This is a genomic window from Sulfurimonas sp. (genome assembly GCF_028694605.1).
Lineage (GTDB): Bacteria > Campylobacterota > Campylobacteria > Campylobacterales > Sulfurimonadaceae > Sulfurimonas.
Genome location: NZ_JAQVKP010000008.1, coordinates 12,605 through 38,182 on the forward strand (window position 1 = coordinate 12,605; position 25,578 = coordinate 38,182).

A 25,578-nucleotide genomic window follows, 5' to 3' on the forward strand; every position below is an offset into this window, starting at 1 on the left:
GCCGATTTTAAGATATTCTTCTGTTATAATGTGTTTGTAGCGGAGGGGGATTTTTATGAATAATAATCAGACGGCAAGTTATGTAAAAACAGTCATAACAAAACGTTACGTGATTGCGCTTGCAATTATTGCGTTGCTCTCCACGCTTGCACTCTCGATGCTTCATCTTGTTTTAAAAGATACACATAGCATCGCCTACGTTGTCAATCTCTCCGGCAAGCAGCGTATGCTCTCGCAGTATATCGCCCTTGATGCACACAGAATTCATCACCGTTATCAAGATAAAGATATTGAAACTGCAAATATTATAAAAAGAAGACTGGAGCGACAAAGCGATGAGATGCTTCGTGCAAATGCAATGCTCTCAAGCGGAAAACTTAGCCTGACAGAGGAGCTTACACTCTCAAGTGAGATGAATGACCTCTACTTTGGTCATGCCCGGATTGCTAAGCGTGTAGAAGCGTATGCCAACGCCGCAAAAGAGCTTGTTCGTGCAGAGACTCTAAAAGATATGGAGAGGCTTGCCGTCTTTTTCAACACTGAGTCGGATGCTCTTTTGGTGGATTTGGACAAAGTTGTTGCGCAATACCAAAAAGAGGGTGAGGCAGGTTTATACAAGATACAGCGTACAGAAAACATTATCTATGGAGTGACGCTTGTAGCGCTTCTTTTAGAGATGATTTTTATATTTCAGCCGATGGCGCGCAAGTTAGTAGAACTTGCAAGAGAGAAAGAGCTTTTTATGGGTGATTTGCGACATCAGGTCGAGTTGCGTACGCTCCACCTTGAACGTGCCAACGAGCGACTTAACAAACTTGCCAGCCATGACCCTCTCACAGGGCTTTTTAACAGGCTTACCTTTGAGATGGATATGAATCTGCTCATCAAACATTACAAAGAGCATAAAGCTCCGTTTGCGGTTATTCTCTTTGATATTGACTGGTTTAAAGATGTTAACGATACCTATGGACATGACGTAGGGGATTTTGTGTTGAGTGAGTTTGCACAGCTTCTCAAAGAGCATTTCCGTCATGAAGATAAGATTTATAGAGCAGGCGGAGAGGAGTTTGTGGCACTTCTAAGTCGTATCAGTGTTGAGGAGAGTATGATTATCGCTCAAAAAATTCGCCGTATTGTTGCGGAGCATGCTTTTAACAAAGGAAGCATCGTATTTCATAAAACAGTAAGTGCAGGGGTTTATCATACAGATATTCATACGGGGATAAAAAATTATAAAAATATTTATAAGTTGGCAGATATAGCGCTTTACAGGGCAAAAGAGGAAGGGAGAAACAGAACCGTTTTAGCGCAAGAAGTATTTCACGAACTGCATAATACGGATGAAAGAGAGAAGTGCCTCTTTGTCTTTGAAGATAGTGCACTCCATTATGTTATAGATGCAAATGGTCCTGTCTTTGAGATAACAGGCTATAAAACAGAGGCATTTGTCCACAAAGAGAGAGAGTTTCTCTCTATTGTTTATGAAGCAGACCTTGATGTGTTTCAAGATAGCGCTCTTGCCTACTCAAAAACTCTTCGCATAGTGTGTGCCGATGGAAAAATCAAGATAGTACGTTTAAATATCCGCCAACACAACGGCACTTTTATAGTAGAGATGTATGATGCAAAATCACTTGCCGGTGAGATGCGTGATGCTCTGTCTCTCTATAATTTTAATGCAATGCTTGAGCGAACCAATGACTTTATCTACTTTAAAGATGAAAATCATCTCTTTACCGCCGCAAGCAAAACACTTCTTGCTATTACCACCGCCGCAAGTGTTGAGGAGCTTATCGGCGCTACCGACTATGAAGTTTTTGGCAAAGAGTATGCGGATGAGTATTATAAACTTGAAAAAGCCATCTTTGGCGGTAAGGTTGATGTCGCGCAGGAGTACCAGCCATTTGTCACAAAAGAGGGCAAAAAAGGGTGGGTTGATAACAGAAAATACCCTATCAAAGATGTAAACGGAGCTATTATCGGGTTGTTTGGAATCGCAAGAATTCTCTCCGATGATTTTAGAGAGAGCGTTATTCCAAAGGAGTTAAAAGAGCGGTGGGAGTATCTATAAAAACTTCTTAAGTGTTTCGTAGGAGTTGATTTGATTTTGTGCTGCATCTTTTACGATACAGTCAAAAGAGAGCTTATGGGCTTCCAAAAATTCCCTAATTTCTGCCTTTTTTCCATCTATGGTTTCTTGTGTTCCAAGCAAAACGATAAAATCATTCGCTCTTACTCTAAAGAGTGCTTTACCGGGAAAGAGTTTTTGTAAGAGTGCGGCAAACTCTTTAAGCACTCTATCCCCATCTTCCCAGCCATGCTTTTTATTGTAGTTGTCAAACTGATGCAAAGAGATAAGAACTATCTTTTGAAATGCCCTAAAATTTTCATTGTTTACAAGCGTCGCTTCTAAGTATTTTGCATTGTAAAGCTCTGTAAGACTGTCCTTGTAGAAGTAAACAAAACGTTGTTCCTCTAAAACTGTTCGAGGAGTTTGGCTGACATTTTCTGAAGTATCAATCTCTTTAAGCGCTATCACGGCTGCTTGAATGACCTCCGGATGATAGTATCTGCCACTTAGTTCAACTATCTCTTCTATCGCATGTACAGTGCTTTTTTTGTGTTTGTAAATCCTGTTGGTAGTCATCGCATCAAAGGCGTCTGCAACCATCATAACACGTGCAAGTTTTGGAATCATATCTTTTGCCACACCCATCGGATAGCCGCTTCCATCGTATTTTTCATGATGATGCTTGATAATCTCTAGGATGTCATGAAACATAGGAACATCTTGAAGGATTTTGATACCGACATTGACATGCTCTTGAATGATGGCATACTCTGTCTGTGTAAGCTTTTCAGGCTTGAGCAAGATGGCATCAGGAGTGGCGATTTTACCTATGTCGTGGAGCATTGCCGCTTTGTAGAGTAGAGCTTGTTCCTCTTCATCATATCCCATCTCTTTGGCGATTAACCCGCAGTAGCGTGCCACGCGCTGAGAGTGTCCTGCCGTGTAGGAGTCTCTTTGTTCTATCATTGCAATAAGCGAGTAGAGAACTTGTCTGTAGTTATGTGCTTTTTCGTTTTCAATAGCTTGAAGGTGGTGAGCATTTTGGACTATTTTTTTAGTTTTCACACCGACTAGATAGCGAAAAAAGAGTACCGCACTGCCAAGCAGCAAAAGCAGTGTTGAGGCGATGATAAGAAACGGGTAAAACCACTCAGGAAGCCCAATCTTTGGTTTTACTTCAAGCCACTTTCTTTCCGCTGTGTAGTAGATAGAGCTTCTGTCTTTTTTGATTAAATCAAGATGATAATCAACTCTTTGAGCTATCTCAAAATTTTCTGCTTTGTTTGTGAGAGCAAATTTTAAAGCAGCCGGGTTGAGAAGTATGGAGCTTTCAATGAGGTTATATTTTTCAAAATATTGCGCTCCAAAATGTCTGTTAACGATTGCCGCATCGACCACACCGCTTTGTGTAAGTACAAAAGCCTCTTCAAAACTCTTTACACTAAGCAAAGTAGGCTTAACCCCAAAAAGAGCAAAACTCTCTTCAATCTGCTCTTGCTGGATACTGTTTTCTAACACCGCAATTCGCTTGTCATCCAAATCCAAAATAGAAGAGATTTTGCTTTTTTTGTTAGAAAATAGCGTTGACCAGTTGGAGATGACAATCTCTTTGTTGAACAAAAAATGCCTCTCCCGCTCTTTAGAGTAGGCAACATCGGGCATAATGTCCAACTCGCCATTCTCAAGCATCAAAAGACACTCTTGCCACTGACACGCCTTATATGTTAGAGACCAACCCTCTTTTTTTGCAATATCATTTAAAATATCCACAAAAAAACCGGAAGGATTGCCATTTGCATCCGTAAAAATCTTAGGAGCATTTTCGTAAATACCGACACGCAACTCTTTTGGAGCATCAGCATAAAGAGCAACGAGAAAAAGGAGTGCTAAAAGGAGTGTTTTCATAGAGATATTTTACATTAATTTTATGAAGAGTAACATGTGAAACTCACATGTTACCAAGTAGAGAAAAATATTAGAGTTTTTCGCTGTTTTTAGCCAAGTATTCTGCAACACCCTCAGTTGTCGCTTTCATACCCTCATCGCCCTTTTGCCATCCTGCCGCACACACCTCGCCATGCTCGTCCGTAAACTGCATCGCATCCACCATTCTTATCATCTCGTCGATGTTTCTTCCAAGCGGAAGGTCGTTGATAACCGCATGACGCACAATACCTTTGCCGTCAATCAAAAATGAACCGCGAAGCGCCACTGAATTTCCAAATAAAACATCATAATCTTTAGAAATTTGTTTTGTCAAATCTGCCACAAGCGGGTATTTTATTCTGCCGATACCGCCGCTGTTTACGGGAGTTTCTCTCCAAGCAAAGTGTGAAAACTGGCTATCGACAGAGACACCTATTACATTTACGCCACGGTTTTTGAACTCCTCTATTCTATGAGAAAATGCAATGATTTCAGACGGGCAGACAAAAGTAAAGTCAAGAGGGTAAAAGAAAAGAACCGTCCCTTTTGCACCAAGATTTTCTGATAATTTGAAATTTTCAACGATAGAGCCATCCGCTAAAACTGCTGTTGCACTAAAATCCGGAGCTGGGTTTGTTACTAACATAATATTTCCTTGTTTTTTTAAATTTGATACTGAAATTTTAACTGAATAAAAGTAAGAAAATATCTAGTCAGCTAAAGTAATAAAATATCTTAAGGATAATTTTTATTATTTGATAATTATTTGCATAATAATATCTTTAATTTTATGAGTTATAATTTTGCCGATTTATGGGGCTTGACTCTATATTTCAATAAGGAAAATCGATGACAAAAGAGTATATATTTACTTCAGAGTCTGTAACAGAGGGGCATCCCGATAAAATGGCTGACCAAATCAGTGATGCAATTTTGGATTATATTATTGAGCGCGATACCGCTGCACATGTAGCATGTGAGACTTTGGTATCCAATGGATTTTGTATCATAGCGGGTGAACTCAAAACAACAACCTATGCACCGATGCAGGAGATTGTACGAAAAGTCGTCCAAGAGATTGGCTACACGGATGCAACTTACGGATTTGACTACCGCTCCGCCGCAGTGCTTAATGCAGTCGGAGAACAATCGCCGGATATCAACCAAGGTGTAAGTCTTGCAGATGGCGAGATAGGCGCAGGAGATCAAGGACTTATGTTTGGTTATGCGTGTCGGGAAACCGATGTGCTTATGCCGCTTCCCATCTACCTTGCACACCGTCTCACAAGACGCCTTGCAGAGGTGCGCAAAGAGGGGATTATCCCATATTTAAGACCAGATGGAAAAGCACAAATCAGTATAAAATATGTGGATGATAAACCGGTTTTTGTAGAGACGGTTGTTGTCTCAACACAGCACGCTCCCGAGATTAGCCAAGAAAAGATACATGAAGATGTTGTACGCGAGGTGATTCGTGAAGTTATTCCCGCAGAGTTGATGCATGAAAATACCATTTTTCACATCAACCCGACAGGCAAATTTGTCATAGGCGGACCTCAAGGCGATGCAGGTCTTACAGGGCGCAAGATTATCGTTGATACATACGGCGGAAGCTGCCCTCACGGCGGCGGCGCATTTAGCGGCAAAGACCCGACCAAAGTTGATAGAAGTGCGGCGTATGCGGCAAGACATGTAGCTAAAAATCTCGTTGCAGCCGGTGCGTGCGATAAAGTAACCATACAAATCTCTTATGCCATAGGCATAGTGCAGCCGACTTCTATCATGGTAAATACGCACGGAACCGCTTTTGTCGATGAGAATAAAATCGAGGCATGCGTGAGAGAACTTTTTGATTTGTCTCCAAGAGGTATTATGAACTCTCTTAACCTTTTGCGCCCTATTTATCGTAAAACTGCTGCTTATGGGCATTTTGGACGAGAAGAAGAAGAGTTTACGTGGGAGCAGACAAATAGAGTAGGTGATATAAAAAATTATCTAAAAATAGGGATTTGAGCAAAGATTTTGTAACAAAAAAGATTTCTTTGGATTTTGTGTTTGATTTTTTAGCTATCTTTAAAAATGTTTTGTTAAACTTACCACGAAATTAAAAATAGGAGAATCCTAATGGCAGTAATTATTGGTGATACATGTATTAACTGCGGCGCTTGTATCGATGAGTGTCCGGTAGAAGCAATCGTTGACGAGGATGATAACCCGACTGGTGAGGAGACTTACTATGTATATTCTAACAAGTGTGTAGAGTGTGTCGGTCATCATGATGAGCCTGCATGTGCGACTGCATGTCCAACTGAGGGATGTATTACTTGGGATGCTGTAGGCGATAGCCCGGCACACCGTGCAGACATTACTGATGATATGCGTGGAATCGGCAAGGCTGTTGTAGCGTAATGCTCTCTTTAAAACCGTGAAGCAAAAAATGCTTTGCGGTTTTTGTCCCCTTTTTTTCTTTCAAACACCTCTTTTTATTTGGCTTATGCAACTTTAATTTTAAATCAGTGATTTTTTGGGTACAATTCCATCCTAATTTTTACATTTCATAGGAGATTTGATGGAACGCACACTATCAATAATAAAGCCAGATGCCGTTGCTAAAGGTGTTATCGGTAAGATTTTAGATCGTTTTGAAAGCAATGGTCTTAAAATAGCAGCAACAAGAAAAATGCAACTTTCACGTGCTGATGCAGAAGCATTTTATGCAGTACACTCTGAGAGACCTTTCTTTGGTGATTTAGTTGATTTTATGATTAGCGGTCCTGTAGTTGTCTCAGTACTTGAAGGTGAAAATGCAATCGCAAAAAACCGCCAACTTATGGGAGCAACAAACCCTAAAGAGGCAGAAGCAGGCACTATCCGTGCAGATTTCGCTGAAAACATTGATGCAAACGCTGTTCACGGAAGTGATTCTGCTGAAAATGCAGCGATTGAAATCGCATTTTTCTTCTCCCAAAGAGAAATTGCATAAGTAAAATATTTGAAGATATCTTTAAATAAAATTGGCAAAACACCTTTAGAGTTTGATATCAAAAAGGATAAAATAACTTTTAAAGGTTTTTTGCAGTATGATTCTGCAAAATTAATTTTGCTGAAAGCAAAATTAAGTGGTAAGATAGAGACTGCTTGCGATGTATGCGCTGAAGATTTTTTGCTCGATATAGATGAAGATGTGGAGTTCTACATCTCTGATGGACTCTATACTAAGAATCAAGATCTTTTTTTGGAAGTTGTAGAGTCTTTTGACTCTATGATTGACTTGCAAGAGATAATGAATTCTGAGATAGAACTTATTTTGAGTGACTACAAAAGTTGCGGAAATTGTGCTGGCTCTGACTATACAGTAGAGTAGTGTGAAGCTTAAGGCTTCTTTAATTCAAACAGAAAGGAATATACTATGGCAGTACCAAAGAGAAGAGTCTCTCACTCGCGTTCAGCAAAGAGAAGAACTCACTACAAAATTTCTTTAGCTCGTCCAGTGAAAGATAAGGATGGAACATACAAGCTTCCACACCACATCAATCCAACAACCGGTGAGTACAAATAGTCAATGGTTAAGATTGCTATTGACGCAATGGGTGGGGACTTCGGTCCTGAGCCTATCATTGAAGGTTGTATCCAAGCTCTCAAACAAAAACTTTTCATTCCTATACTTGTAGGTAAAAAATCAGAAATTTTACCTCTGTTACCAAAACGTTATAGAGATAAGATTTCTATAGTTGAAGCCGATGATGTTATATCGATGCATGATGCTGCTACCGATGCTCTTAAAAGGACGGAAAGTTCAATTTATAAAGCCATTGAGCTTGTAAAAAACGGTGAAGCGCATGGCGTAGTTTCCGCCGGACACAGCGGAGCAACTATGACTTTGGCTACTTTAAGACTAGGACGTCTAAAAGGTGTTTTAAGACCCGCACTTGTGGCTCTTATGCCGACAAAAACATCACGAAAATCTGTTATTCTTGATGTTGGGGCAAATGTGGACTCCAAACCTGAACATCTGGTACAGTTTGCCGTTATGGGCGGATGTTATGCGGAGGATATGTTCAAAGTACAAAATCCTTCCATAGGTCTGCTTGCAAACGGAGAGGAAGACTCTAAAGGCAATGAGCTCACAAAAGCGGTTTTTAAACTCTTGGTCGGATACAAGGGCTTTAAAGGCAATGTTGAGGGAAGTGATATCTTCAATGGAAGCTGTGATGTTATCGTTTGTGACGGTTTTGTCGGTAATCTTGTGCTTAAAGCATCTGAAGGCGTTGCTTCCACTATTAGCGGACTTATCAAAGATTATATCAGAAAGTCCCCGATTGCTATCACTGGAGCGCTTTTGATGCGCAAAGTGTTTGTGCTTCTTAAAAAACAGATGGATTATGCTGAAATTGGCGGTGCTCCGCTTATCGGTATTCAGGGTTGTGCAATAGTAAGTCACGGAAAAAGCAATCCAAAAGCGATAAAAAATGCAATCTTTCAGGCGATTGGCTATGTTGATACGGGCGTAAACGAACATATAGTAGAAAGACTAGAAGCGTTAAAAAATAAGGAAAAGTAATGGCATATGCTGCATTTCGCTCTATTGGTGCGTACGCTCCAAGCAAAATTCTCTCAAATGAAGATCTCGCAAAGATGGTGGATACTTCTGATGAGTGGATTACTAAGAGGACGGGTATCAAAGAGAGACGCATTGCAGAGGATGGAGAATTTACAAGCGACATGGGTGCAAAAGCTGCTCAAATCGCATTAGAGAGAAGCGGTATAGATAAAAGTAAAATCGATATGATTATCTGTGCGACTATTTCGCCTGATTACTTCTGTATGCCTTCAACTGCGGCTATCATCTCTACAAAGCTAGGCATTTCCAATGCAACTGCTTTTGACATCTCTGCGGCGTGTACCGGCTTTGTCTATGTCTTGTCAATTGCAAAAGCTTTTATAGAGTCCGGAATGAAGAAAAATATCCTTGTTATTGGTGCTGAAAAGCTCTCCGCCATAACCGATTATACAGACAGGGGTACTTGTATTCTTTTTGGAGACGGTGCAGGTGCGGCAGTTGTAAGTGCTACTGAGGATAAAAATGAAGCAATTATTGATGTACATACTGGAGCGGACGGAACATTTGCAGACTTGCTTATGTCTCCAAACGGCGGAAGCGGCTCTGCCCATGATACTTTGGAACAAGAAGCAACAAGCTGTTTTATGCAGATGAAAGGGAACGAGACTTTTAAAGTCGCAGTAAAAACATTGACAAAAGATGTAGTTGACATCTTAAGGGACAACAGCATTGACTCTTCTGAGATTAAACACTTTGTTCCGCATCAAGCAAATCTAAGAATCATAAAAGCAGTAGGCGAAGCACTTGGTATGAGTGATGAGCAGGTTGTTTTGACGGTTGAAAAGTACGGTAACACTTCCGGCGCTTCTATCCCGATGGCGATAAACGATATCTATGAGAGCGGTCGTTTGCAAGCAGGAGAGCTTATGCTTCTTGACGCTTTTGGAGGCGGACTGACATGGGGTTCTGCACTCGTTCCCTTTGCTCCGCTTCAAAAGTAGTTCATACGCCCTTTAAAGCCTCTTTGACTCTTCTATAAAACTCCTCTTCGCTAGGAAGCGTGAGTTTGCCCTCTCTTAATTTCTCCCCCCACATCGGATTTGGAAAATGACTGTCCTCTTCAAATCTTGCCATTACATGTATGTGAACACGGGGAAGCATGTTGGCAAAAGATGCCATATTTATCTTTTTTGGATTGTAGTAGCTTCTCATCTCTTCTTCTATGATGTCGTAAAGCTCCCAAAGTCTGCCCTTTAGCCCTTTGGGCATGTCGCCTAGCTCTCTGTATGGTTCTTTTGTGAAAATTTTTAACCACGGAATAGAACTTGCCTCTGTTTCTACAAAAAAATCGCTGTTTTCAAAAATAATCATTTGTTCTCTTTTTTTGGTTTTTTTTAATGGTCTTATTATATCTTGCAGAGGGGTAATTTATATAAAAGGCAGAGGGGTAAACCCGAAAAAATCGGGTTTTTGTGAGATGTTTTTTAGTCTCTGTGTCTTCCGCGGTTTCTATCGTTGCTTCCCGAGCGGCCTCTCTCGCCGCCGCTAGCATTGTTGCCACGGTAACCGCCGCCGCTTGGGCGAGAACTTCTGTCTCCGCCTTCGCTTGAGCGAGATCTATCACTGCTTCCTGAGCGGTTTCTGTCTCCGCTTGGACGGCTTCTGTTTCCACGGAAGTTACCGCCACGACCCCTATTTCTTGAATCGTTTCTTTTGTCTGCGCGCTCTAGGATAGCAGCAAGTCTGTCGGCAGGGATACCGATATGGTTTGGTCCTTGGATAGTCTGTTTGTCCAAAATCATAGAGACAAGTTTAAACATAATTGTCTCTTCGTCTATATCTTCTTTGAGCATATCAAGAATCTTATGTGCCTCATCATATATATGCTGCGCCTCTATGGTATCAACGATATTTTTAAGATTTAATGCTCTTAAGTCATTTTTGCTTGGAACAAATGCATGTGTCATTGTCGTTCCTACTTTTGCCTTGATGCGCTGAAGCTCTTTAAACTCAAGCGGAGTAAGAAGCGTGATAGCTTTTCCTTTTATACCCGCTCTTCCCGTTCTTCCGATACGGTGTACATAAGACTCCGGATCAAAAGGGATATGGTAGTTGAAGACATGCGAGATGTTGTCCACGTGGATACCGCGAGCAGCAACATCGGTAGCAACTAGAACTTTTACACCGCTGTTTTTGAAGTTTTTGATAACAGTCTCTCTTTGTCTCTGCTCCATGTCTCCATGAAGACCGTTTGCAAGGTAGCCCGCACTTGAGAGAACGTTTGAAAGTCTGTCAACTTCGCTTTTTGTTCTACAAAAAACGATAGATTTTTTGCTTTTTTCCGCATCCATAAGACGGATGATAGCGTCATCTCTCTCCGACTCCTCGATAACATAGTACTCTTGGTCGATGTCCGTGTTTGTCGTCTCGCCTTTTGTGATACTTACAAACTCCGGATTGTCAAGGATTCTCTCTGCAAGAAGCTTAATTGGCTTTGGCATAGTAGCCGAGAAGAGAAGTGTTTGGCGGTTTGAGGGAAGATAAGAAAAAATCTCGTTGATATCATCCAAAAATCCCATATCAAGCATCTCATCAGCTTCGTCAAGTACGACAACGCTTGGAGCAAAGTCTTTTACAAGATTCTTTTTAAGGATATCCAAAAGTCTGCCCGGAGTTGCAACAACTACGCTAGCACCTCTTTGTATAAGGTCAATCTGTCTGTTGTAAGAGCTTCCGCCGTAAACTGTTACGGTTTTGACACCCATGTTTCTGCCGTATTTGAAAATCTCGTCACTTACCTGGGTTGCAAGTTCGCGTGTAGGAGTGATAACCAAAAGACCTATGCCGTCTCTTACATCTATGTTGTTAAGAGCAGGAAGAGAAAACGCTGCCGTTTTACCTGTACCCGTATGTGCCTGACCTACAATGTCTCGTCCTGCCAAAACAAACGGAATCGCCGCTGCTTGAATCGGACTTGGGGTAGTAAAACCAGCATCCTTGATACTCTGAAGTATCTCTTTTTTTAAACCCAAATCATCAAATGTGATTGCTTTTTCTTGTGCATTTTCTTGCATCATTTTCCTTTAAATCGGAGATGATACAAGCATGTCACTAATGACAAGGCACCTTCCCCTAAAATATTTGGCGAATTATACCCAAATAAACTCCGTTTTTTATTGAAATAAATTATATTTAGAATTATTTAAGGTAATATTGAGTAAAAATGGACAATATAGCAAAAGGAGAAGCATGACGATAGAGACACAGTATAGTTATGAAAAGAGTTGGAGAGTAACCAAAGATGAGCATCTTTTGCAGATAATAGCAGAAGAAGTCGGCGACGCAGACCCGCAAGGCATACTTGCTTATATAAAAGAGGCGATAAAAAACGGTAAAATGATAACGGTCGGCAGTTGCAGATTTAAACGCAAAGAGGAGAGCAAATAATGCAGGATATAACAAAACTTTTTTTACGGCTCGCGGTTGGCATCATGATGCTTTTTCATGGTCTGCACAAAATCATTCACGGCATTGGCGGAGTAAGAGAGCTTACGCTTGCTGCGGGTTTGCCTGAGTTTGTAGCTTATGGCGTTTATGTCGGTGAGGTTGTTGTGCCTATTTTTATCTTGCTTGGAGCTTACGCTAGGGCAGCATCCCTTATTTTGGCGCTAAATATGGCAATGGTAATCTTTCTAGCCTATGGAAACTCTCTTTTTGCCCTTGGAAAACATGGCGCACCTGTTTTTGAACTCCCGTTTCTCTATCTTATACTTTCGCTTATGATTTTTGTTTTTGGAAGCGGGAAGTATGCGCTTAATGGGAAATAATTAGGGATGCGGCACTTTAATTTTTGAGTTTAAACTCCACCCTATGGCTACCATAAAGAGTAAAACCGCCGCTGATGGAAGCGAAGCGTAGGTTTGTGCCAAAAAGACAAGCCAGAGTAAAATTGCTCCCAGAGGAGTCGGTACGCCTGTGAAATGCTTGGCTACCTCCCCCGCATCAGAGTTGATGTTGAACTGGATAAGTCTTCTTAGACCCGAGATAACATAGTAGATGCTCACAACTCCCGCCGCAAACATCCACACACCCGAAAAACTGCTGCTGTAAATGGCTTGAAAGATAAGAAAAACAGGCACAAGTACAAAACTCAAAAAGTCCGCAAAGCTGTCAAGCTGAATGCCAAACTCGTTGGAGAGTTTGTACTTTCTGGCGATTTTGCCGTCAAAGATATCAAACGCTCCGCCTACCCACGCCAAAATAACGGCTATGAAGAAGTTGTTTTGCGTGATGAAGTAGGTTGCCAAAAGCCCTGCTGTGATGTTTACAAAGGTAAAAAGGTTTGCGAGGTTAAAGTGTGATGACGGATTGTATAAAAATTTCATATATTATCCAATATGGTTCAGGTGTGCGAAATTATAACAAATTTAATAGACTTCTTGCATAACCTTAAAATAAAACTTCATCCCTTCGCCCTGAGCTTGTCGAAGGGTGGATAAAGCACATGGTTCGACAAGCTCACCACGAACGGATTTTAAAGCTAACATTAAGCGAAAACTAGGCTTTGCAGGAAGTCTTAATAGACAAATAGCGTTTTAAAAAGATATTTGATATCAGTTATCAATATTAAGAGAGATATAAGCTGATAGTGATTATCATTTCTTAATTAAACAAAATTACAAAGGATTAATATGAACGGTTCACTAAAGAGTTTGTTTTTTATATCTGCCTTGACATCCGGTGCAGCACTTTTAGCAGATGAAAATTTACAAGTAAAAGCTTCAACGGTTTCACAGATGTTCGAAGAGGGTAAAGTTTCAGGAAATATCAGAGCTATTTATGCAGGATACAATCAAAAGCAGTTGGGAGAAGATGATGTTTATGCTACGGCGCTTGGCGGGTATCTGAAATATGAGCTCTCTGAGCTAGATGGTTTTAGTGCGGCTGCTGCTTTTGCAGTATCGCATGATTTGGGTTTTGCTACTGGGGAGAGGGGAAGCAAGCAAAATGATGAACTCTCTTCGTCTAACGGAGAGTACAATACACTAAGTGAAGCATATCTAAACTACAGCTATAATGATTTTAATTTTCGTGCAGGCCGTCAGCTTATCGATACGCCTTTGGCGGACAGCGATGATATAAGAATGATTCAAAATACATTTGAAGCGTATATAGCAACTTATGAAACTTTGAACTTTAATTTTATGGCAGGAAAGTTGGAAAAATGGCAAGGCACTGATGCAGGTTTGGATAATGGCTGGGTTAAGACTGGTGAAGATGGCACCCTATTTGGCGGCATTACATATTCAAAAGATACAATGGAGGCAAATGCGTGGTATTACAATATCTCAAAATTAACAGATGCAACATATCTTGACGCAAAGTTTGGCTATGAGATAAGTGATGATTTGTCTATTTTGGGTGCGGTTCAATACTTAAGAGAAAATGAGATTGATAATAGCGGTACCAAAGCTTCTGTATATGGCTTATTAGCAGAAGTATCGGCTTATGGCTTTACTCTAAATGCGGCATATAACAACTCCCAAAAAGAGAGCGGCAAAGCAAGTTTTAGCGGATTTGGCGGCGGTGCGCTTTTTACGAGTATGGATAGCATGATTTTAGATGCCATAACAATGGATAGGGGCGCAAAAGCTGTTGTAGCCGGTTTCACATACAACTATAATAATTTAAAATTGATGTATGCCTATGGGGATTTTAAGGGGAATGCAAACTCTCTTGGAGCAAAAGAGCACATCATAGAGCAAAATATAGGTTGTGAATACACCCTGCAAAAAGAGTTGATGCTGGCGGTTGTCTATGTTAAAGACAGAGACAAGGAGCATAGCTATAGCAATGGCGGAAATTGGGAAAATATGAGAGTTTTGCTCTCCTATAATTTTTAATTAATATGATATCTATTATCATTACAGAAAAAGAAAAGAGAAATATGTCTGAGAGTACGAAAAAATTAAGCGAATGCAAAAAGGCGTGTGTCGTAAAAATAAAGAAGTTACACGCCACAGCAGAGCTTAAAGCGCGCCTTATATCCTTTGGTGTGATGAAAGATGCAGTTATAGAAGTTTTGGAGTATGCTCCCGCAAAAAGCACTATCGAGATAAAAGTTGGTAAAACAAGACTGGCTCTTAGAGCGCAAGAGGCTGAACTTATAGAGGTGCAAAAAGTATGAGAATCAATGCAAAGAGTTGCCCCATAACGGCAAAACACATTAAAGTGGCTCTCGTTGGACAGCCAAATGTCGGCAAGAGCATGCTTATCAACTCCATCTCTAATGCTCACTTGCATGTGGGTAATTTTACGGGCGTGACGGTGGAAAAGAGCGAGGTGCTTTTTGACTATAAGGAACATCATTTTACTGTTGTAGATTTGCCGGGAACCTATGCTCTGAACGAGTATTCCATGGAGGAGAGGGTTACAACACAGTTTCTTATAGCCCAAGATTATGACCTTATCATCAATGTTATGGATTCAACGAACTTGGAAAAAAATCTGCAACTCTCTACCGAACTTATGAGTCTTGGCAAAAAGATGGTTATTGCACTTAACATGAGCGATGAGGCGCAAAAAGAGGGCATAGAGATAGATAGCAAACAGATGTCGCTTATCCTTGGGGTACCTTGCGTAAAGGTCTCCGCCGCTACAAAACTTGGTATAAAAGAGCTTATAGAAGCAGTGATAGAAGAGTTTGAAAAGAAGCACTCGCAAAACAAACTACTCTTTAGTGAAGCGGTGGAAGAGGAAATTGCGCTTTTAGAGGAGAGTTTGGCAAAGCACAGATTTAAAGATGAAAACTCATATAGAAACATTGCTATAAATCTGCTCAAAGGAGAGAAGCAAACTTATACCAAGCTCCATGACGACCCTGTCTGGACAGAGTTGCAGCCGCTTCTTGTAGAAGCGATGAGGCATATTGAGCTTCACCACGGAAGCGATGATATAAAAGAGGCGTTTGCTGAAGAGTATGCATCTTTTAACAAAGGTGTTGTTGCCGAAGTGCTACACTTTGCCAAAGAGCCAAAACGAAGAACGCTTACCGACAAGATAGACTCTATTTTGATTCACAATATCTTTGGCATCCCGATTTTTCTCTTCTTTATGTGGTCTCTTTTTCAGCTTACATTTGAGATAGGCTCTATCCCGATGGAGTGGATAGACGGGATTTTTTCTTGGCTTGGGGACGCTGTGGGTGCGACCATACCAAACGAGGATGTCCGCTCTTTGGTGGTGGACGGAGTTATCGCCGGAGTAGGGGCGGTTATGCTATTTGTGCCAAACATCGCCATTTTGTTTTTGGGTATCGCGCTTTTGGAGAGTACGGGCTATATGTCCAGAGTTGCCTTTTTGCTTGATGGATTTTTCCACAAATTTGGTCTTCACGGGCAGTCTTTCATTCCGCTTGTCACGGGCTTTGGATGCTCCATTCCAGCTTATATGTCTGCGCGCATCCTTAAAAATGACCGAGACAGACTTCTTACGCTCTTTGTTATCGGGTTTATGAGCTGTGGGGCGAGACTTCCTGTCTATGTTCTTTTTGCTGGCGCTTTTTTCTCTGAGAGTATGGCAGGAAATGTTCTTTTTGCCATCTATATCATCGGTGCATCTTTTGGGCTTATCGCTGCAAAGGTACTCAAACTTACCGCATTTAAAGGTGTGGATGAACCATTTGTTATGGAGATGCCAAAGTATAGACTTCCCTCTCTTAAGCTTATCTGGCACACGGTGGTTACAAAAACGGTAATGTATCTTAGAAAAGCGGGAACATTTATAGCCGTTGCTTCCATACTTATCTGGTTTTTTAGCAACTATCCGCACAATCTTGCACTAGAGGAGAGCTACGCACAAAAGATAGAAAATGCCTCAAGCGAGGAGGAGAAGAGAGATCTTGCAAACTCTCTTGCTCAGGCAAATTTGGAGCAGAGTTATCTGGGGCAAATCGGGAAGTTTTCAGAGCCTCTTTTTGCACCGCTTGGATTTGACTGGAAGATGAGCGTAGCGCTTCAAACCGGACTTGCCGCAAAAGAGGTTGTTGTCTCTACGCTTGGAGTTTTGTACTCTTTGGGTGATGAGGTGGATGAAGAGAACAGCTCGCTCAAAGAGATTATCTCTAGCAATATTCCACTTGCCTCTGCAGTGGCGTTTATCTTTGTAGTTATGACCTACTTGCCTTGTCTGGCGGCTTCAACCGTCTTTACTAAAGAGGCGGGACATATCAAATACTTCTTCTATCTTTTGGCGTTTACCTCTGTTGTTGCTTATACGTTAGCATTTATTGCTTACAATGTTACGAAGTTATTGACATAAATCCTAAGGAGTTAGTTATGGCAAAGTTTGGAAATTCTATTATCAAAGGCTTGGAGGTAAGTGAAATCATTGCGGTGCTTAACAAAGCATACGCAGATGAGTGGTTGGCACACTACCAGTACTTTATTGAGGCAAAGGTTGTCAAAGGTATTATGAAAGATGCCGCAATTGTGGAACTTAACCAGCATGCGGCGGATGAGCTAAGACATGCGACAATGGTTGCAGATAGAATCATACAGCTAGGCGGCACTCCTCTGCTTAACCCGAAAGAGTGGTTTACGCACTCGCGCTGTGGTTATGAAGAGCCAAAAGATTTTGATGTCGTGAGCATCTTGCAAGACTCCATCAAAGGAGAGCAGTGTGCTATTTCCATCTATTCGCAGCTTGTCGATATGACACGGGACAAAGATATCGTTACTTACGATATAGTTTCGCAAATCCTAGCCGATGAAGTAGAGCATGAGGAGGATCTTCAAGCACTTCATGACGATATTACCGAGTTTGTGGCAGACCTTAAAAAATCACTTGTATAGAGGCTAGAGTATGAAAAAGATATTGATGATTGAAGACGATTTGGAGCTTGCGGAGATACTTACGGAGTATCTTGAACAGTTTGATTTTAAGATTATCACTGAGGATGACCCTTTTAAAGCGGTTAGCATCCTAAAGTTAGAGCCGTTTGACCTTGTTATTTTGGACTTGACGCTTCCGGGAATGGATGGTTTGGAAGTTTGCGAAGCTATTCGTGAGCGTCAGGACATCCCTATTATTATCTCATCTGCCAGAAGTGATGTTACGGACAAAGTAAAAGCGCTTGAGTTGGGTGCTGATGACTATATCCCAAAACCTTATGACCCACGAGAGTTGGAAGCTCGCATCCACTCGGTTCTCAGACGCTATGAGGCAAAATCGCAGCAAAGAGAGGAGTCCAAAAGCGACTTTAAGTGCGATTTATCATCTATGATGATTACATATAAGGGTAGAAATATCGACCTCACAAACGCAGAGTTCGGGATACTTTCCTACATGATTGCAAAACAGGGGCTTGTTGTCTCAAGAGAAGATTTGATTCATAATGTCAACGCCATAAACGAGGACTCCTCTAACAAAAGCATCGACGTTATGGTAGGTCGTATCCGAAATAAACTCGGAGATAAAGCGCTTATCGAGTCTGTTCGAGGCGTTGGCTATAAACTCTTAAAGTAGCTCTTTTTTGCGCAAACATGCCGTTTTAATCACCGTTCTTTTTGCACTCACGGTAACACTTGTGAGTGTCAGTGCGGTTTTTTGGAAATTTTTTCAGCTAAACAGACAAAACTACATCAACAATATATTTACCAAACATGCCATCATCACGCAAATTTATCAGCAGTATCAGCAGCAAGAGGGTTCTGAGGTTATGCTTGAGGCAAATCTCGCTGTTTATAATTTTGTACTTGTTAAACAAAAAGCCGATGCGACAGTTATTCTAAAAAATGCAAAAATACTCAAGAAAAAAGATTTTCAAAATGTTAACGCCTCACTTCTTTTTTCAGGAAACGGCTTTTATACGCAGCGTGTAGTGACCGATTTGAGTGCAACAATGCTTGAGTTTAACAAAAAAATCTACTTTCAAATTGCTTCGCCAAACGCTTCTGTTATCATTCTTGATGAGGAGCTAAAACCTTATAAATACTGGAATGTAGTCTCTCCTTATTTGCTTATCATCTCCATTATTTTTATCTCTTTTATCCTTATTTTACGCAGGTTAAGACCTCTTATACGCTTAAGAAAAAAAATTGCCCTCTATGGAAACGGCGATATGAATGTCTCCTTTAAGACCAACGGGCAAGATGAGATAGCACTTGTAGCAAATGAGCTTGAAGCCACACGCCAGAAGATAAATATCATACTTGAGTCAAGAACCCTCTTTTTGCGCAATATCATGCATGAACTTAAAACACCCATAGCAAAAGGAACCATAGCAACGCAGATGCTGGAATCTCAAAAGCAGCGAGATAGATTTACTTCCATCTTCGGGCGTCTGGAGTCCCTTATCAATGAGTTTGCGCTTATCGAAGAGGTAACAACTATCGGAGATAGAGCTGAGTTTAAAGAGTACCGCCTTATTGATATTGTTGATGGTGCTATGGATATGGCGATGGTAGAACCAAGCAGTGTTGCTATCAATGTCGATTCTACAAAAAAGATAAACGCAAACTATAGGCTCTACACAACAGCGATAAAAAACATGATAGACAACGGTATCAAGTACTCCACTGATGCGCATGTTGCGGTCCTTGTCAAAAACGATGAGCTTGTTTTTGAGAGCAAAGGAGAGTGCATCGCTCATCCGCTTCAGTACTACATAGAGCCTTTTACTAAAGACAACCCGTCCAAAAACAGCTTTGGACTTGGGCTTTATCTTGTGGACTCTATCTTAAAGGCACATGGACAAGTACTCGCACATGAGTATGAAAATGGAACAAATCGTTTTATATTTGCATAAGTTTTGAAGGATAAACTACTAGCATGAAAAAATATATGAACAAAGGAACAGTTGCGCTTTTTGCGATGAGTTTCTTCTTTTTTGGCTGGATGGGGCATGTACTCTATGAGAATGCACACAAAATTGTCAAAAGTTCTACCCTTAAAAAGATACAAAAAGATGGAGTTTTAAATGTTGTGCTGCTCAACTCTCCATCGACCTACTATATAGGTTCAGACGGACCAAAAGGGTTTGAATATGACCTTTTAAATGCTTATGCAAAATATCTTGGCGTTACGCTAAACGTTACAACGGCAAATACCATCAAAGAGGCGCTGGAACTAAGCAAAAATCCCGATATTCAAATCACTTCAGCCTCTTTGACAAAAACAACAAAAAGGGAACAGACCTATATCTTTGGTCCCTCCTACTTTGAGGCACAAGAGCAGCTTATATGTCATAAGTCGTTGACACAAGACGGAAGATTTCCGACCAGCATGGACAAACTCTCCAACCTTAGTATAGTCGTAGGCGAAGATACAAGCTACAGCGAGACGATAGAACAGCTCAAGCAAGATGGGTTTGATATAAATGCAACCTATTCGCCCGAGCTATCCACGGATGAACTTATCGCACAGGTAGATTCTCATGAAATAGATTGCACAATCGTCGATTCCAATATTTATGCTCTTAATCAACGCTATTTTAAAAATATAGAACTGGCTTTTGATGTAACAAACAGAAGACAGCAGGCGTGGATTTTGGCGCCGGATTCAGATATGTTAAAAGCGCATATGTACGAGTGGCTCAACTCCTTTAACCAAAGCGGCGAGATGGCACGGCTTAAAGACCACTACTACAGTTATGTCCTCTTTTTTGATTATTATGATACTGCAATGTTTTATAAGCGTATCAAGACGCTTTTGCCAAAATATGAACACTACTTTAAAGAGGCTTCCGGTAAATACAATATCCCCTATTCAGTTCTTGCGGCACTCTCTTACCAAGAATCTCACTGGAATCCCAATGCAGTGAGCTTTACAGGCGTAAGAGGGCTGATGATGCTTACGCAAAATACGGCAGATTTGCTTGGAGTAAAAGATAGAACCGACCCTAAAGATAGTGTTTTTGGAGGGGCGAAACATCTTCGTGAGATGCTCACAAATATTCCTGCCGAAGTGGGGGGAGAAGAGCGCCTTAAATTTGCCCTTGCGGCTTACAATATAGGGCTTGGACATGTTTTTGATGCTCAAAAGCTGGCACAGCAGCTCGGACTCAATCAAAACAGCTGGACAGATTTAAAAGTGGTACTGCCGCTTCTATCGCAAAAGAAGTACTATAAAACACTTAAACACGGTTATGCAAGAGGAAGCGAAGCGGTACGCTATGTAGATGCTATCTACGACTATAGAGATATTCTACAAAAGATTGACAGCGAGACAGCCTTGCTTCAAAAATAGAGCAGAAGGCTTTAAAAAGCCATTCCCTCTTTGCCATCGGCTAAAGAGCTTAAAAAACTCTCCATGTCGTATTTGACACGATACTCGGGCGTCATGATATGGATGAGGATATCGCCCAAATCCACAACTATCCAGTCACTGCTCTCATCTACGGCATTGAACTTTTCTGCTGGTTTTAAATCTCTTTTGAGGTGATCCAAAAGAGCAAGTGTATGTTTTGAACCTAAAGAAGAGGCGATAATGGCATAGTCAACAAAGTAGTTTTTGTTTCTAAGGTCAAAAACCTCTATATTTTCCGCTTTGTTTTTATCCAAAACTTCTGTGATTCTTTCTATTCTGTTTTGCAATTGTTTTCCTTGTAAAAGTTATATATTTGCGTTGCGCATTTTTTTGGCAGTTTTGTTATCTCCATCTCTTCTCTTAAGTCGGTTGAGGAGATATCTACTGCAACATTAAGCGTGAGAAACTCTTTTGGAATCTCAATATTTTCCCGTGAGACCACAACAAAGGTTATAAGCTCTTTGAGCCTCTCATAGCTCTTCCACAGATGTAGTTTTGCGAGATTGTCCGCACCTATGACAAGATAGATTTTTTTGTAACTCTCAAGCAGATGTTCCACCGTCTCTATCGTTGGAACTTGTCTCTTTTGTAAAACTTCATAATCAGAGATGACAACATCTTCATCACCGCTAAAAATCTCTCTAAGCCACTCCAGCCTTACGTGTGCAGGGGCATGAAAAGTTGATTTAAAAGGATTTAAAAATGTTGGCATGATGATAATTTTGTCAATATCTCTAAAATTTTTTAAAGCCCTGACAACAGCTTCGTGTCCGATATGAGGCGGATCAAAAGAGCCGCCAAAAAGTGCAATCGTATCCATATTTAAAGCGAATTATAACTAATTTTAGATAAAATTGCCCAACTTTTACTTTTTAGGAATCATGATATGGCATTAAAGATAGCAATTAACGGATTTGGTAGAATCGGTCGCTGTGTCGCACGCATAGCTGCAACAAGAGATGATGTGGAAGTGGTGGCTATAAACGACGCCGCTAGTATGGACATGATGCTCTATCTTCTTAAGAATGATTCTGTTCATGGGACATTTAACGCTGAAGTAACACAGCTTGATGAGCAAAATATTGCTATTAACGGACAAAAAATCAGAGTGTTCAGTGACCGTGACCCAAAAAATCTCAAATTTGCAGAATGCGGAGCAGATATGGTTTTAGAGTGTACAGGTGTCTTTTTAAGCCAAAAAGATGCACAGGTTCACATCGACAACGGTGTCAAAAAAGTTCTCTTCTCTGCTCCGGCAAAAGATGATACCCCGACATTTGTTATCGGCGTGAACGAACATCTCTATGCGGGGCAGAACATAGTTTCAAACGCTTCTTGTACTACAAACTGTTTAGGACCTATCGCAAAAGTGCTTGATGATGCTTTTGGTATCGAAAAAGGACTTATGACAACTATCCACTCCTATACAAACGACCAAAATATCCTTGATGTCAAACACTCAAAAGACAAGCGCCGTGCACGTGCCGGAGCTATCAACATGATACCTACGACAACAGGAGCTGCAAAAGCTATCGGCTTGGTGCTTCCTCAACTCAAAGGCAAGCTTCACGGGCAAAGCGTGCGTGTTCCGACACCTAACGTCTCTATGGTTGATTTGAATGTAATTGTAAAGAGAAAAGTAACAAAAGAGGAAGTAACGGCGGCATTTAACACAGCTGCGCAAACAACACTCAAAGGCATCATTTTGATGGATAAAGAGATGCGTGTTTCTCAAGATTTTGTAGGATGTGAGTATAGTTCTATCGTTGCAGAGGATTTGACGCAGGTAATTGACGGCGATATGGTAAAAATCATGGCATGGTATGACAACGAGTGGGGATACTCGACAAGACTTATAGACATGGCACTTTATATCAGCAAATAGGATGCAAATTTGGAACTTTTAAATATTAAAAATTTAGATTTAGCGGGTAAAAAAGTTTTTATCAGATGTGATTTTAATGTACCGATGGACGAGTTTGGCAATATCTCCGATGATCGCCGTATCCGCTCTGCAATTGCGACAATTCACTACTGTTTAGACCAAAACTGTGCAGTTATTTTGGCATCACACCTTGGTCGCCCAGAGGGACAGGTTGTTGCAAAATACTCGCTTGCTCCGGTGGCAAAGAGAATCCAGCAGCTTCTCAAGCGTGATGTTGTTCTTGCGAATGATGTTGTCGGAGAAGATGCTCTTGCAAAGGCAGCCATACTTAAAGAAGGTGAAGTTTTAATGCTTGAAAACCTTCGCTATGAAGCAGGCGAGACAAAAAACAATGAAGAGCTTTCAAAAAAACTCGCATCTATGGTTGAGTTTTATATCAATGACGCTTTTGGTGTAAGTCACCGCGCACACGCTTCTGTGGAGGGAATCACACGCTATTTTGACAATGAACACAAAGCAGCGGGCTTTTTGCTTCAAAAAGAGATAGAGTTTTTAGGAAAAATCATCCAAAATCCTGTTCGTCCTTTTGCTGCAATCGTTGGCGGGAGTAAAGTTTCGGGAAAACTTGAAGCGCTTATCAATCTTCTTCCTAAAGTTGACAAGATTCTTATAGGCGGAGGAATGGCATTTACATTTTTAAAGCACCTAGGCTACGACATAGGAGCTTCTCTTGTTGAGGATGATTTGCTTGATGAAGCCGGACGCATCTTGGAAGAGGCAAAGAGACTTGACGTGAAGTTCTACCTTCCTATTGATGTTGTGGCGGCTGAGAAATTTTCTGAAGACACGCTAAGCAAGATAGTTCCATCGCAAGAGATACCGTCTGGTTGGATGGGGCTAGATATCGGACCTGCGACGGTAAGACTTTATAGAGAAGTTCTTAACGATGCCCAGACGATTCTCTGGAACGGACCGATGGGTGTTTATGAGATGGAGAAGTTTGCAAGAGGCTCTAACAAAATAGCGCACTTTGTGGCAGACAGCTATGCAACGACAGTCGTTGGCGGCGGTGACACGGCGGACTTGGTGCAGAGAATCGGCGTGGATGAAGAGATGACGTTTATCTCGACTGGCGGCGGGGCTTCACTAGAACTTTTAGAAGGCAAGGTTTTACCGGGTGTTGCCTCTTTGATGGTTCAAAAGTAAGCTGATGATTATTGCGGCAAACCTTAAAACCAACCTTACAAGAGAAAAAACGCTTCACTATCTACAAGAAGTAGAGCATTTTTTAGAGCAAAACGGTGTCTCGCAAGAGGTTTTGGTATTTCCTGCTATCTCAAACTTAAATTCGCACAAAGGGCAGCTTGTAGTTGGAACACAAAACGCCTATCCTGCTATCAACGGTGCTTTTACCGGTGAAATAGGATATGAACAGCTTGAAGAGTTTGGTATCAAGACTATTTTGATTGGTCATAGCGAGAGAAGACATATCTTGGGTGAGACGCAAGAGTTACTTGCTCTAAAGTTCAACTTTTATAAAAATCTTGGATTTAAGATTGTCTATTGTGTCGGAGAGCCTCTGAGTGTGAGAGAGTTAGGGCATGAGAAGATGATGGAGTATATATCTGCTCAGTATGAGGGTATAGATACTTCTTATGAAAATCTCATCATAGCCTACGAGCCTGTTTGGGCGATAGGAACGGGGCTGACACCAACGCTTGAGGAGATAGACTCTATCCATAAAGAGCTAAAAGTCAAATCTAGCGCTCCGCTTCTTTATGGCGGAAGTGTGAAGGTAACCAATGCAAAAGAGGTTATGGCGCTTGAAAATGTCGATGGGATTTTGGTCGGAAGTGCAGCACTGTATGCCGAGCACTTTTGTACAATGTGTATGTATGCGCAAGAATTAGATAAATAAAGAAAAAGGAGAAATAAAGATGGTAATGAAGGGTAAAAAAGGTTTAATAGTAGGTTTGGCAAATGATAAATCAATCGCTTACGGTATCGCAAAAGCGTGTCATGAGCAGGGTGCAGAACTGGCGTTTACATACTTAAATGATGCACTCAAAAAGAGAGTAGAGCCACTTGCGGCATCTTTTGGAAGCGATAAGGTATATGAACTTGATGTTTCAAATGAAGAGCATATGGCAAATATTGCTTCTCTTATTGAAAAAGATTTTGGCAAGATTGACTTTTTGGTACACTCTGTTGCATTTGCTCCAAAAGAGGCACTTAGCGAGCCGTTTATGAAAACAACAAAACAGGCATTTGCTATCGCAATGGATATCTCTGTTTACTCACTTATAGACTTGACAAACCGCCTTGAGAGCGTACTTGCGGATGATGCTTCTATCCTAACGCTCTCTTATCTTGGCGGACCAAAATATATCGTAAACTATAATGTTATGGGTGTTGCAAAAGCAGCGTTAGAGTCAACTGTACGCTATATGGCAGCAGAGCTTGGAGCTAAAGGACAGAGAGTAAATGCTATCTCGGCAGGACCGATTCGTACTCTTGCAGCAGCGGGGATTGGCGACTTTAAACAGATACTTAACTGGAATGAAATCAACGCACCGCTAAAGAAAAATGTCACGATTGAGCAGGTAGGAAACTCTGCCATGTATCTTCTTAGTGATTTGGCATCAGGTGTAACAGGTGAGATTCACTATGTTGATGCAGGATATAACATAATGGGAATGGCGGCTGCCGAGGAGAGAGACGGAAAAACTGTTCTCTCTTGGGATGTGAAGTAAAACATAACCTTAACTTTTGTTTGACTTCTCTTGCGAGAAGTCAAAATATCTTCTAAAAACTGCTTAATTTTTAATC

28 protein-coding genes are annotated in these 25,578 nt (G+C 41.1%); 21 read left to right on the forward strand and 7 right to left on the reverse strand.

Annotated features, from left to right (window positions below; all coding sequences use genetic code 11):
• Positions 1–55: 55 nt before the first annotated feature.
• Positions 56–2,071 carry a diguanylate cyclase gene (locus PHY84_RS05955; protein WP_299858461.1) on the forward strand — a complete coding sequence of 672 codons (2,016 nt, stop codon included), beginning with the start codon at positions 56–58 and terminating at the stop codon, positions 2,069–2,071.
• Here the strand turns inward: PHY84_RS05955 and PHY84_RS05960 are convergent.
• Together PHY84_RS05960 and PHY84_RS05965 are read right to left on the reverse strand one after the other, a co-directional pair.
• Positions 2,066–3,976, reverse strand: a complete 1,911-nt coding sequence (locus PHY84_RS05960) for an HD domain-containing phosphohydrolase (protein WP_299858462.1) — start codon at positions 3,974–3,976, stop codon at positions 2,066–2,068. The two genes, PHY84_RS05955 and PHY84_RS05960, sit on opposite strands and share 6 nt — an antisense overlap.
• A 70-nt stretch (positions 3,977–4,046) precedes the next feature.
• Positions 4,047–4,643, reverse strand: coding sequence for a peroxiredoxin (locus PHY84_RS05965; RefSeq protein WP_299858463.1), 597 nt, complete (start codon positions 4,641–4,643; stop codon positions 4,047–4,049).
• 203 nt (positions 4,644–4,846) lie between these two features.
• Between PHY84_RS05965 and metK the strand changes: the two genes are divergently transcribed.
• The 7 genes from metK (at position 4,847) to PHY84_RS06000 (ending at position 9,559) form a co-directional block, all read left to right on the forward strand.
• Complete coding sequence (gene metK, locus PHY84_RS05970; protein WP_299858464.1) at positions 4,847–6,010, forward strand: methionine adenosyltransferase; 1,164 nt, start codon at positions 4,847–4,849, stop codon at positions 6,008–6,010.
• A gap of 111 nt (positions 6,011–6,121) precedes the next feature.
• A complete protein-coding gene (locus PHY84_RS05975) occupies positions 6,122–6,406 on the forward strand; it encodes a 4Fe-4S dicluster domain-containing protein (RefSeq protein WP_299858465.1) in 285 nt (94 codons plus the stop codon).
• A gap of 160 nt (positions 6,407–6,566) precedes the next feature.
• On the forward strand, positions 6,567–6,980 hold the full coding sequence (gene ndk / locus PHY84_RS05980; protein ID WP_299858466.1) for a nucleoside-diphosphate kinase: 414 nt from the start codon (positions 6,567–6,569) through the stop codon (positions 6,978–6,980).
• A 9-nt stretch (positions 6,981–6,989) separates the two neighbouring features.
• Entirely contained in the window at positions 6,990–7,361 is a 372-nt protein-coding gene (locus tag PHY84_RS05985; RefSeq protein ID WP_299858467.1) for a hypothetical protein, read from the forward strand.
• 45 nt (positions 7,362–7,406) lie between these two features.
• Positions 7,407–7,556, forward strand: a complete 150-nt coding sequence (rpmF, locus tag PHY84_RS05990) for a 50S ribosomal protein L32 (RefSeq protein WP_021287145.1) — start codon at positions 7,407–7,409, stop codon at positions 7,554–7,556.
• Positions 7,557–7,559: 3 nt separating this feature from the next.
• A complete protein-coding gene (plsX, locus tag PHY84_RS05995) occupies positions 7,560–8,558 on the forward strand; it encodes a phosphate acyltransferase PlsX (protein WP_299858468.1) in 999 nt (332 codons plus the stop codon).
• A complete protein-coding gene (locus tag PHY84_RS06000; protein ID WP_299858469.1) occupies positions 8,558–9,559 on the forward strand; it encodes a beta-ketoacyl-ACP synthase III in 1,002 nt (333 codons plus the stop codon). Before plsX ends, PHY84_RS06000 begins: the two co-directional genes overlap by 1 nt.
• A gap of 1 nt (position 9,560) precedes the next feature.
• Here the strand turns inward: PHY84_RS06000 and PHY84_RS06005 are convergent, their stop codons facing one another.
• Both PHY84_RS06005 and PHY84_RS06010 read right to left on the reverse strand, forming a co-directional pair.
• Positions 9,561–9,929, reverse strand: coding sequence for an HIT family protein (locus PHY84_RS06005; RefSeq protein ID WP_299858470.1), 369 nt, complete (start codon positions 9,927–9,929; stop codon positions 9,561–9,563).
• 113 nt (positions 9,930–10,042) lie between these two features.
• A complete protein-coding gene (locus tag PHY84_RS06010) occupies positions 10,043–11,632 on the reverse strand; it encodes a DEAD/DEAH box helicase (RefSeq protein WP_299858471.1) in 1,590 nt (529 codons plus the stop codon).
• A gap of 175 nt (positions 11,633–11,807) precedes the next feature.
• Between PHY84_RS06010 and PHY84_RS06015 the strand changes: the two genes are divergently transcribed.
• Both PHY84_RS06015 and PHY84_RS06020 read left to right on the forward strand, forming a co-directional pair.
• Positions 11,808–12,005 carry a hypothetical protein gene (locus PHY84_RS06015; RefSeq protein WP_299858472.1) on the forward strand — a complete coding sequence of 66 codons (198 nt, stop codon included), beginning with the start codon at positions 11,808–11,810 and terminating at the stop codon, positions 12,003–12,005.
• A complete protein-coding gene (locus PHY84_RS06020; protein ID WP_299858473.1) occupies positions 12,005–12,385 on the forward strand; it encodes a DoxX family protein in 381 nt (126 codons plus the stop codon). Before PHY84_RS06015 ends, PHY84_RS06020 begins: the two co-directional genes overlap by 1 nt.
• Here the strand turns inward: PHY84_RS06020 and PHY84_RS06025 are convergent, their stop codons facing one another.
• A complete protein-coding gene (locus PHY84_RS06025) occupies positions 12,386–12,943 on the reverse strand; it encodes a CDP-alcohol phosphatidyltransferase family protein (protein WP_299858474.1) in 558 nt (185 codons plus the stop codon).
• 306 nt (positions 12,944–13,249) lie between these two features.
• On the opposite strand from PHY84_RS06025, the gene PHY84_RS06030 reads away from it, so the two are divergent.
• From PHY84_RS06030 to mltF, 7 genes are read left to right on the forward strand one after another with little or no spacing between them, the layout of a single operon-like run.
• Positions 13,250–14,461 (forward strand): hypothetical protein, encoded by a 1,212-nt coding sequence (locus PHY84_RS06030; protein ID WP_299858476.1) that lies wholly within the window; start codon positions 13,250–13,252, stop codon positions 14,459–14,461.
• Positions 14,462–14,505: 44 nt separating this feature from the next.
• Positions 14,506–14,745: a FeoA family protein gene (locus PHY84_RS06035; RefSeq protein WP_299858478.1), complete on the forward strand. Its 240-nt coding sequence runs from the start codon at positions 14,506–14,508 to the stop codon at positions 14,743–14,745.
• Positions 14,742–16,877: a ferrous iron transport protein B gene (gene feoB, locus PHY84_RS06040; protein ID WP_299858479.1), complete on the forward strand. Its 2,136-nt coding sequence runs from the start codon at positions 14,742–14,744 to the stop codon at positions 16,875–16,877. Before PHY84_RS06035 ends, feoB begins: the two co-directional genes overlap by 4 nt.
• 17 nt (positions 16,878–16,894) lie before the next feature.
• A complete protein-coding gene (locus PHY84_RS06045; protein ID WP_299858480.1) occupies positions 16,895–17,410 on the forward strand; it encodes a ferritin-like domain-containing protein in 516 nt (171 codons plus the stop codon).
• A 10-nt stretch (positions 17,411–17,420) separates the two neighbouring features.
• The gene (locus PHY84_RS06050) at positions 17,421–18,083 is read left to right on the forward strand and encodes a response regulator transcription factor (RefSeq protein WP_299858481.1); all 663 of its coding nucleotides are present in this window, start codon (positions 17,421–17,423) and stop codon (positions 18,081–18,083) included.
• Between the two features lie 7 nt (positions 18,084–18,090).
• On the forward strand, positions 18,091–19,365 hold the full coding sequence (locus PHY84_RS06055) for an ArsS family sensor histidine kinase (RefSeq protein WP_299858482.1): 1,275 nt from the start codon (positions 18,091–18,093) through the stop codon (positions 19,363–19,365).
• 23 nt (positions 19,366–19,388) lie between these two features.
• Positions 19,389–20,804 (forward strand): membrane-bound lytic murein transglycosylase MltF, encoded by a 1,416-nt coding sequence (gene mltF, locus PHY84_RS06060; RefSeq protein ID WP_299858483.1) that lies wholly within the window; start codon positions 19,389–19,391, stop codon positions 20,802–20,804.
• Positions 20,805–20,815: 11 nt separating this feature from the next.
• Here the strand turns inward: mltF and rsfS are convergent, their stop codons facing one another.
• On the reverse strand, positions 20,816–21,151 hold the full coding sequence (gene rsfS, locus PHY84_RS06065) for a ribosome silencing factor (protein WP_299858484.1): 336 nt from the start codon (positions 21,149–21,151) through the stop codon (positions 20,816–20,818).
• The gene (gene nadD, locus PHY84_RS06070; protein ID WP_299858485.1) at positions 21,136–21,684 is read right to left on the reverse strand and encodes a nicotinate (nicotinamide) nucleotide adenylyltransferase; all 549 of its coding nucleotides are present in this window, start codon (positions 21,682–21,684) and stop codon (positions 21,136–21,138) included. The genes rsfS and nadD overlap by 16 nt, the downstream gene beginning before the upstream one ends.
• Before the next feature lie 66 nt (positions 21,685–21,750).
• Here nadD and gap point away from each other — a divergent pair, with 66 nt between their 5' ends.
• Genes gap through fabI form a run of 4 tightly spaced genes read left to right on the forward strand, consistent with a single transcriptional unit; the run spans position 21,751 to position 25,502 of the window.
• Positions 21,751–22,749, forward strand: coding sequence for a type I glyceraldehyde-3-phosphate dehydrogenase (gene gap / locus PHY84_RS06075; RefSeq protein ID WP_299858486.1), 999 nt, complete (start codon positions 21,751–21,753; stop codon positions 22,747–22,749).
• A 9-nt stretch (positions 22,750–22,758) separates the two neighbouring features.
• Entirely contained in the window at positions 22,759–23,955 is a 1,197-nt protein-coding gene (locus PHY84_RS06080; RefSeq protein ID WP_299858487.1) for a phosphoglycerate kinase, read from the forward strand.
• Positions 23,956–23,959: 4 nt separating this feature from the next.
• A complete protein-coding gene (locus tag PHY84_RS06085; protein ID WP_299858488.1) occupies positions 23,960–24,667 on the forward strand; it encodes a triose-phosphate isomerase in 708 nt (235 codons plus the stop codon).
• A gap of 19 nt (positions 24,668–24,686) precedes the next feature.
• On the forward strand, positions 24,687–25,502 hold the full coding sequence (fabI, locus tag PHY84_RS06090) for an enoyl-ACP reductase FabI (protein ID WP_299858489.1): 816 nt from the start codon (positions 24,687–24,689) through the stop codon (positions 25,500–25,502).
• The last annotated feature ends 76 nt before the right edge of the window (positions 25,503–25,578 follow it).

Excerpts from the sequence above, each read along its gene's own strand:
- PHY84_RS06015 (WP_299858472.1), top strand. The coding sequence starts at position 11,808 with ATGACGATAGAGACACAGTATAGTTATGAAAAGAGTTGGAGAGTAACC.
- PHY84_RS06030 (WP_299858476.1), top strand. The coding sequence starts at position 13,250 with ATGAACGGTTCACTAAAGAGTTTGTTTTTTATATCTGCCTTGACATCC.
- fabI (WP_299858489.1), top strand. The coding sequence starts at position 24,687 with ATGGTAATGAAGGGTAAAAAAGGTTTAATAGTAGGTTTGGCAAATGAT.
- PHY84_RS06085 (WP_299858488.1), top strand. The coding sequence starts at position 23,960 with ATGATTATTGCGGCAAACCTTAAAACCAACCTTACAAGAGAAAAAACG.
- PHY84_RS05975 (WP_299858465.1), top strand. The coding sequence starts at position 6,122 with ATGGCAGTAATTATTGGTGATACATGTATTAACTGCGGCGCTTGTATC.
- nadD (WP_299858485.1), bottom strand. The coding sequence starts at position 21,684 with ATGGATACGATTGCACTTTTTGGCGGCTCTTTTGATCCGCCTCATATC.
- PHY84_RS06050 (WP_299858481.1), top strand. The coding sequence starts at position 17,421 with ATGAAAAAGATATTGATGATTGAAGACGATTTGGAGCTTGCGGAGATA.
- PHY84_RS06035 (WP_299858478.1), top strand. The coding sequence starts at position 14,506 with ATGTCTGAGAGTACGAAAAAATTAAGCGAATGCAAAAAGGCGTGTGTC.
- rpmF (WP_021287145.1), top strand. The coding sequence starts at position 7,407 with ATGGCAGTACCAAAGAGAAGAGTCTCTCACTCGCGTTCAGCAAAGAGA.
- PHY84_RS06020 (WP_299858473.1), top strand. The coding sequence starts at position 12,005 with ATGCAGGATATAACAAAACTTTTTTTACGGCTCGCGGTTGGCATCATG.
- metK (WP_299858464.1), top strand. The coding sequence starts at position 4,847 with ATGACAAAAGAGTATATATTTACTTCAGAGTCTGTAACAGAGGGGCAT.
- gap (WP_299858486.1), top strand. The coding sequence starts at position 21,751 with ATGGCATTAAAGATAGCAATTAACGGATTTGGTAGAATCGGTCGCTGT.
- PHY84_RS06005 (WP_299858470.1), bottom strand. The coding sequence starts at position 9,929 with ATGATTATTTTTGAAAACAGCGATTTTTTTGTAGAAACAGAGGCAAGT.
- mltF (WP_299858483.1), top strand. The coding sequence starts at position 19,389 with ATGAAAAAATATATGAACAAAGGAACAGTTGCGCTTTTTGCGATGAGT.
- plsX (WP_299858468.1), top strand. The coding sequence starts at position 7,560 with ATGGTTAAGATTGCTATTGACGCAATGGGTGGGGACTTCGGTCCTGAG.
- PHY84_RS06045 (WP_299858480.1), top strand. The coding sequence starts at position 16,895 with ATGGCAAAGTTTGGAAATTCTATTATCAAAGGCTTGGAGGTAAGTGAA.
- ndk (WP_299858466.1), top strand. The coding sequence starts at position 6,567 with ATGGAACGCACACTATCAATAATAAAGCCAGATGCCGTTGCTAAAGGT.
- feoB (WP_299858479.1), top strand. The coding sequence starts at position 14,742 with ATGAGAATCAATGCAAAGAGTTGCCCCATAACGGCAAAACACATTAAA.
- PHY84_RS06025 (WP_299858474.1), bottom strand. The coding sequence starts at position 12,943 with ATGAAATTTTTATACAATCCGTCATCACACTTTAACCTCGCAAACCTT.
- PHY84_RS05955 (WP_299858461.1), top strand. The coding sequence starts at position 56 with ATGAATAATAATCAGACGGCAAGTTATGTAAAAACAGTCATAACAAAA.
- PHY84_RS06010 (WP_299858471.1), bottom strand. The coding sequence starts at position 11,632 with ATGCAAGAAAATGCACAAGAAAAAGCAATCACATTTGATGATTTGGGT.
- PHY84_RS05965 (WP_299858463.1), bottom strand. The coding sequence starts at position 4,643 with ATGTTAGTAACAAACCCAGCTCCGGATTTTAGTGCAACAGCAGTTTTA.
- PHY84_RS06000 (WP_299858469.1), top strand. The coding sequence starts at position 8,558 with ATGGCATATGCTGCATTTCGCTCTATTGGTGCGTACGCTCCAAGCAAA.
- PHY84_RS05960 (WP_299858462.1), bottom strand. The coding sequence starts at position 3,976 with ATGAAAACACTCCTTTTAGCACTCCTTTTTCTCGTTGCTCTTTATGCT.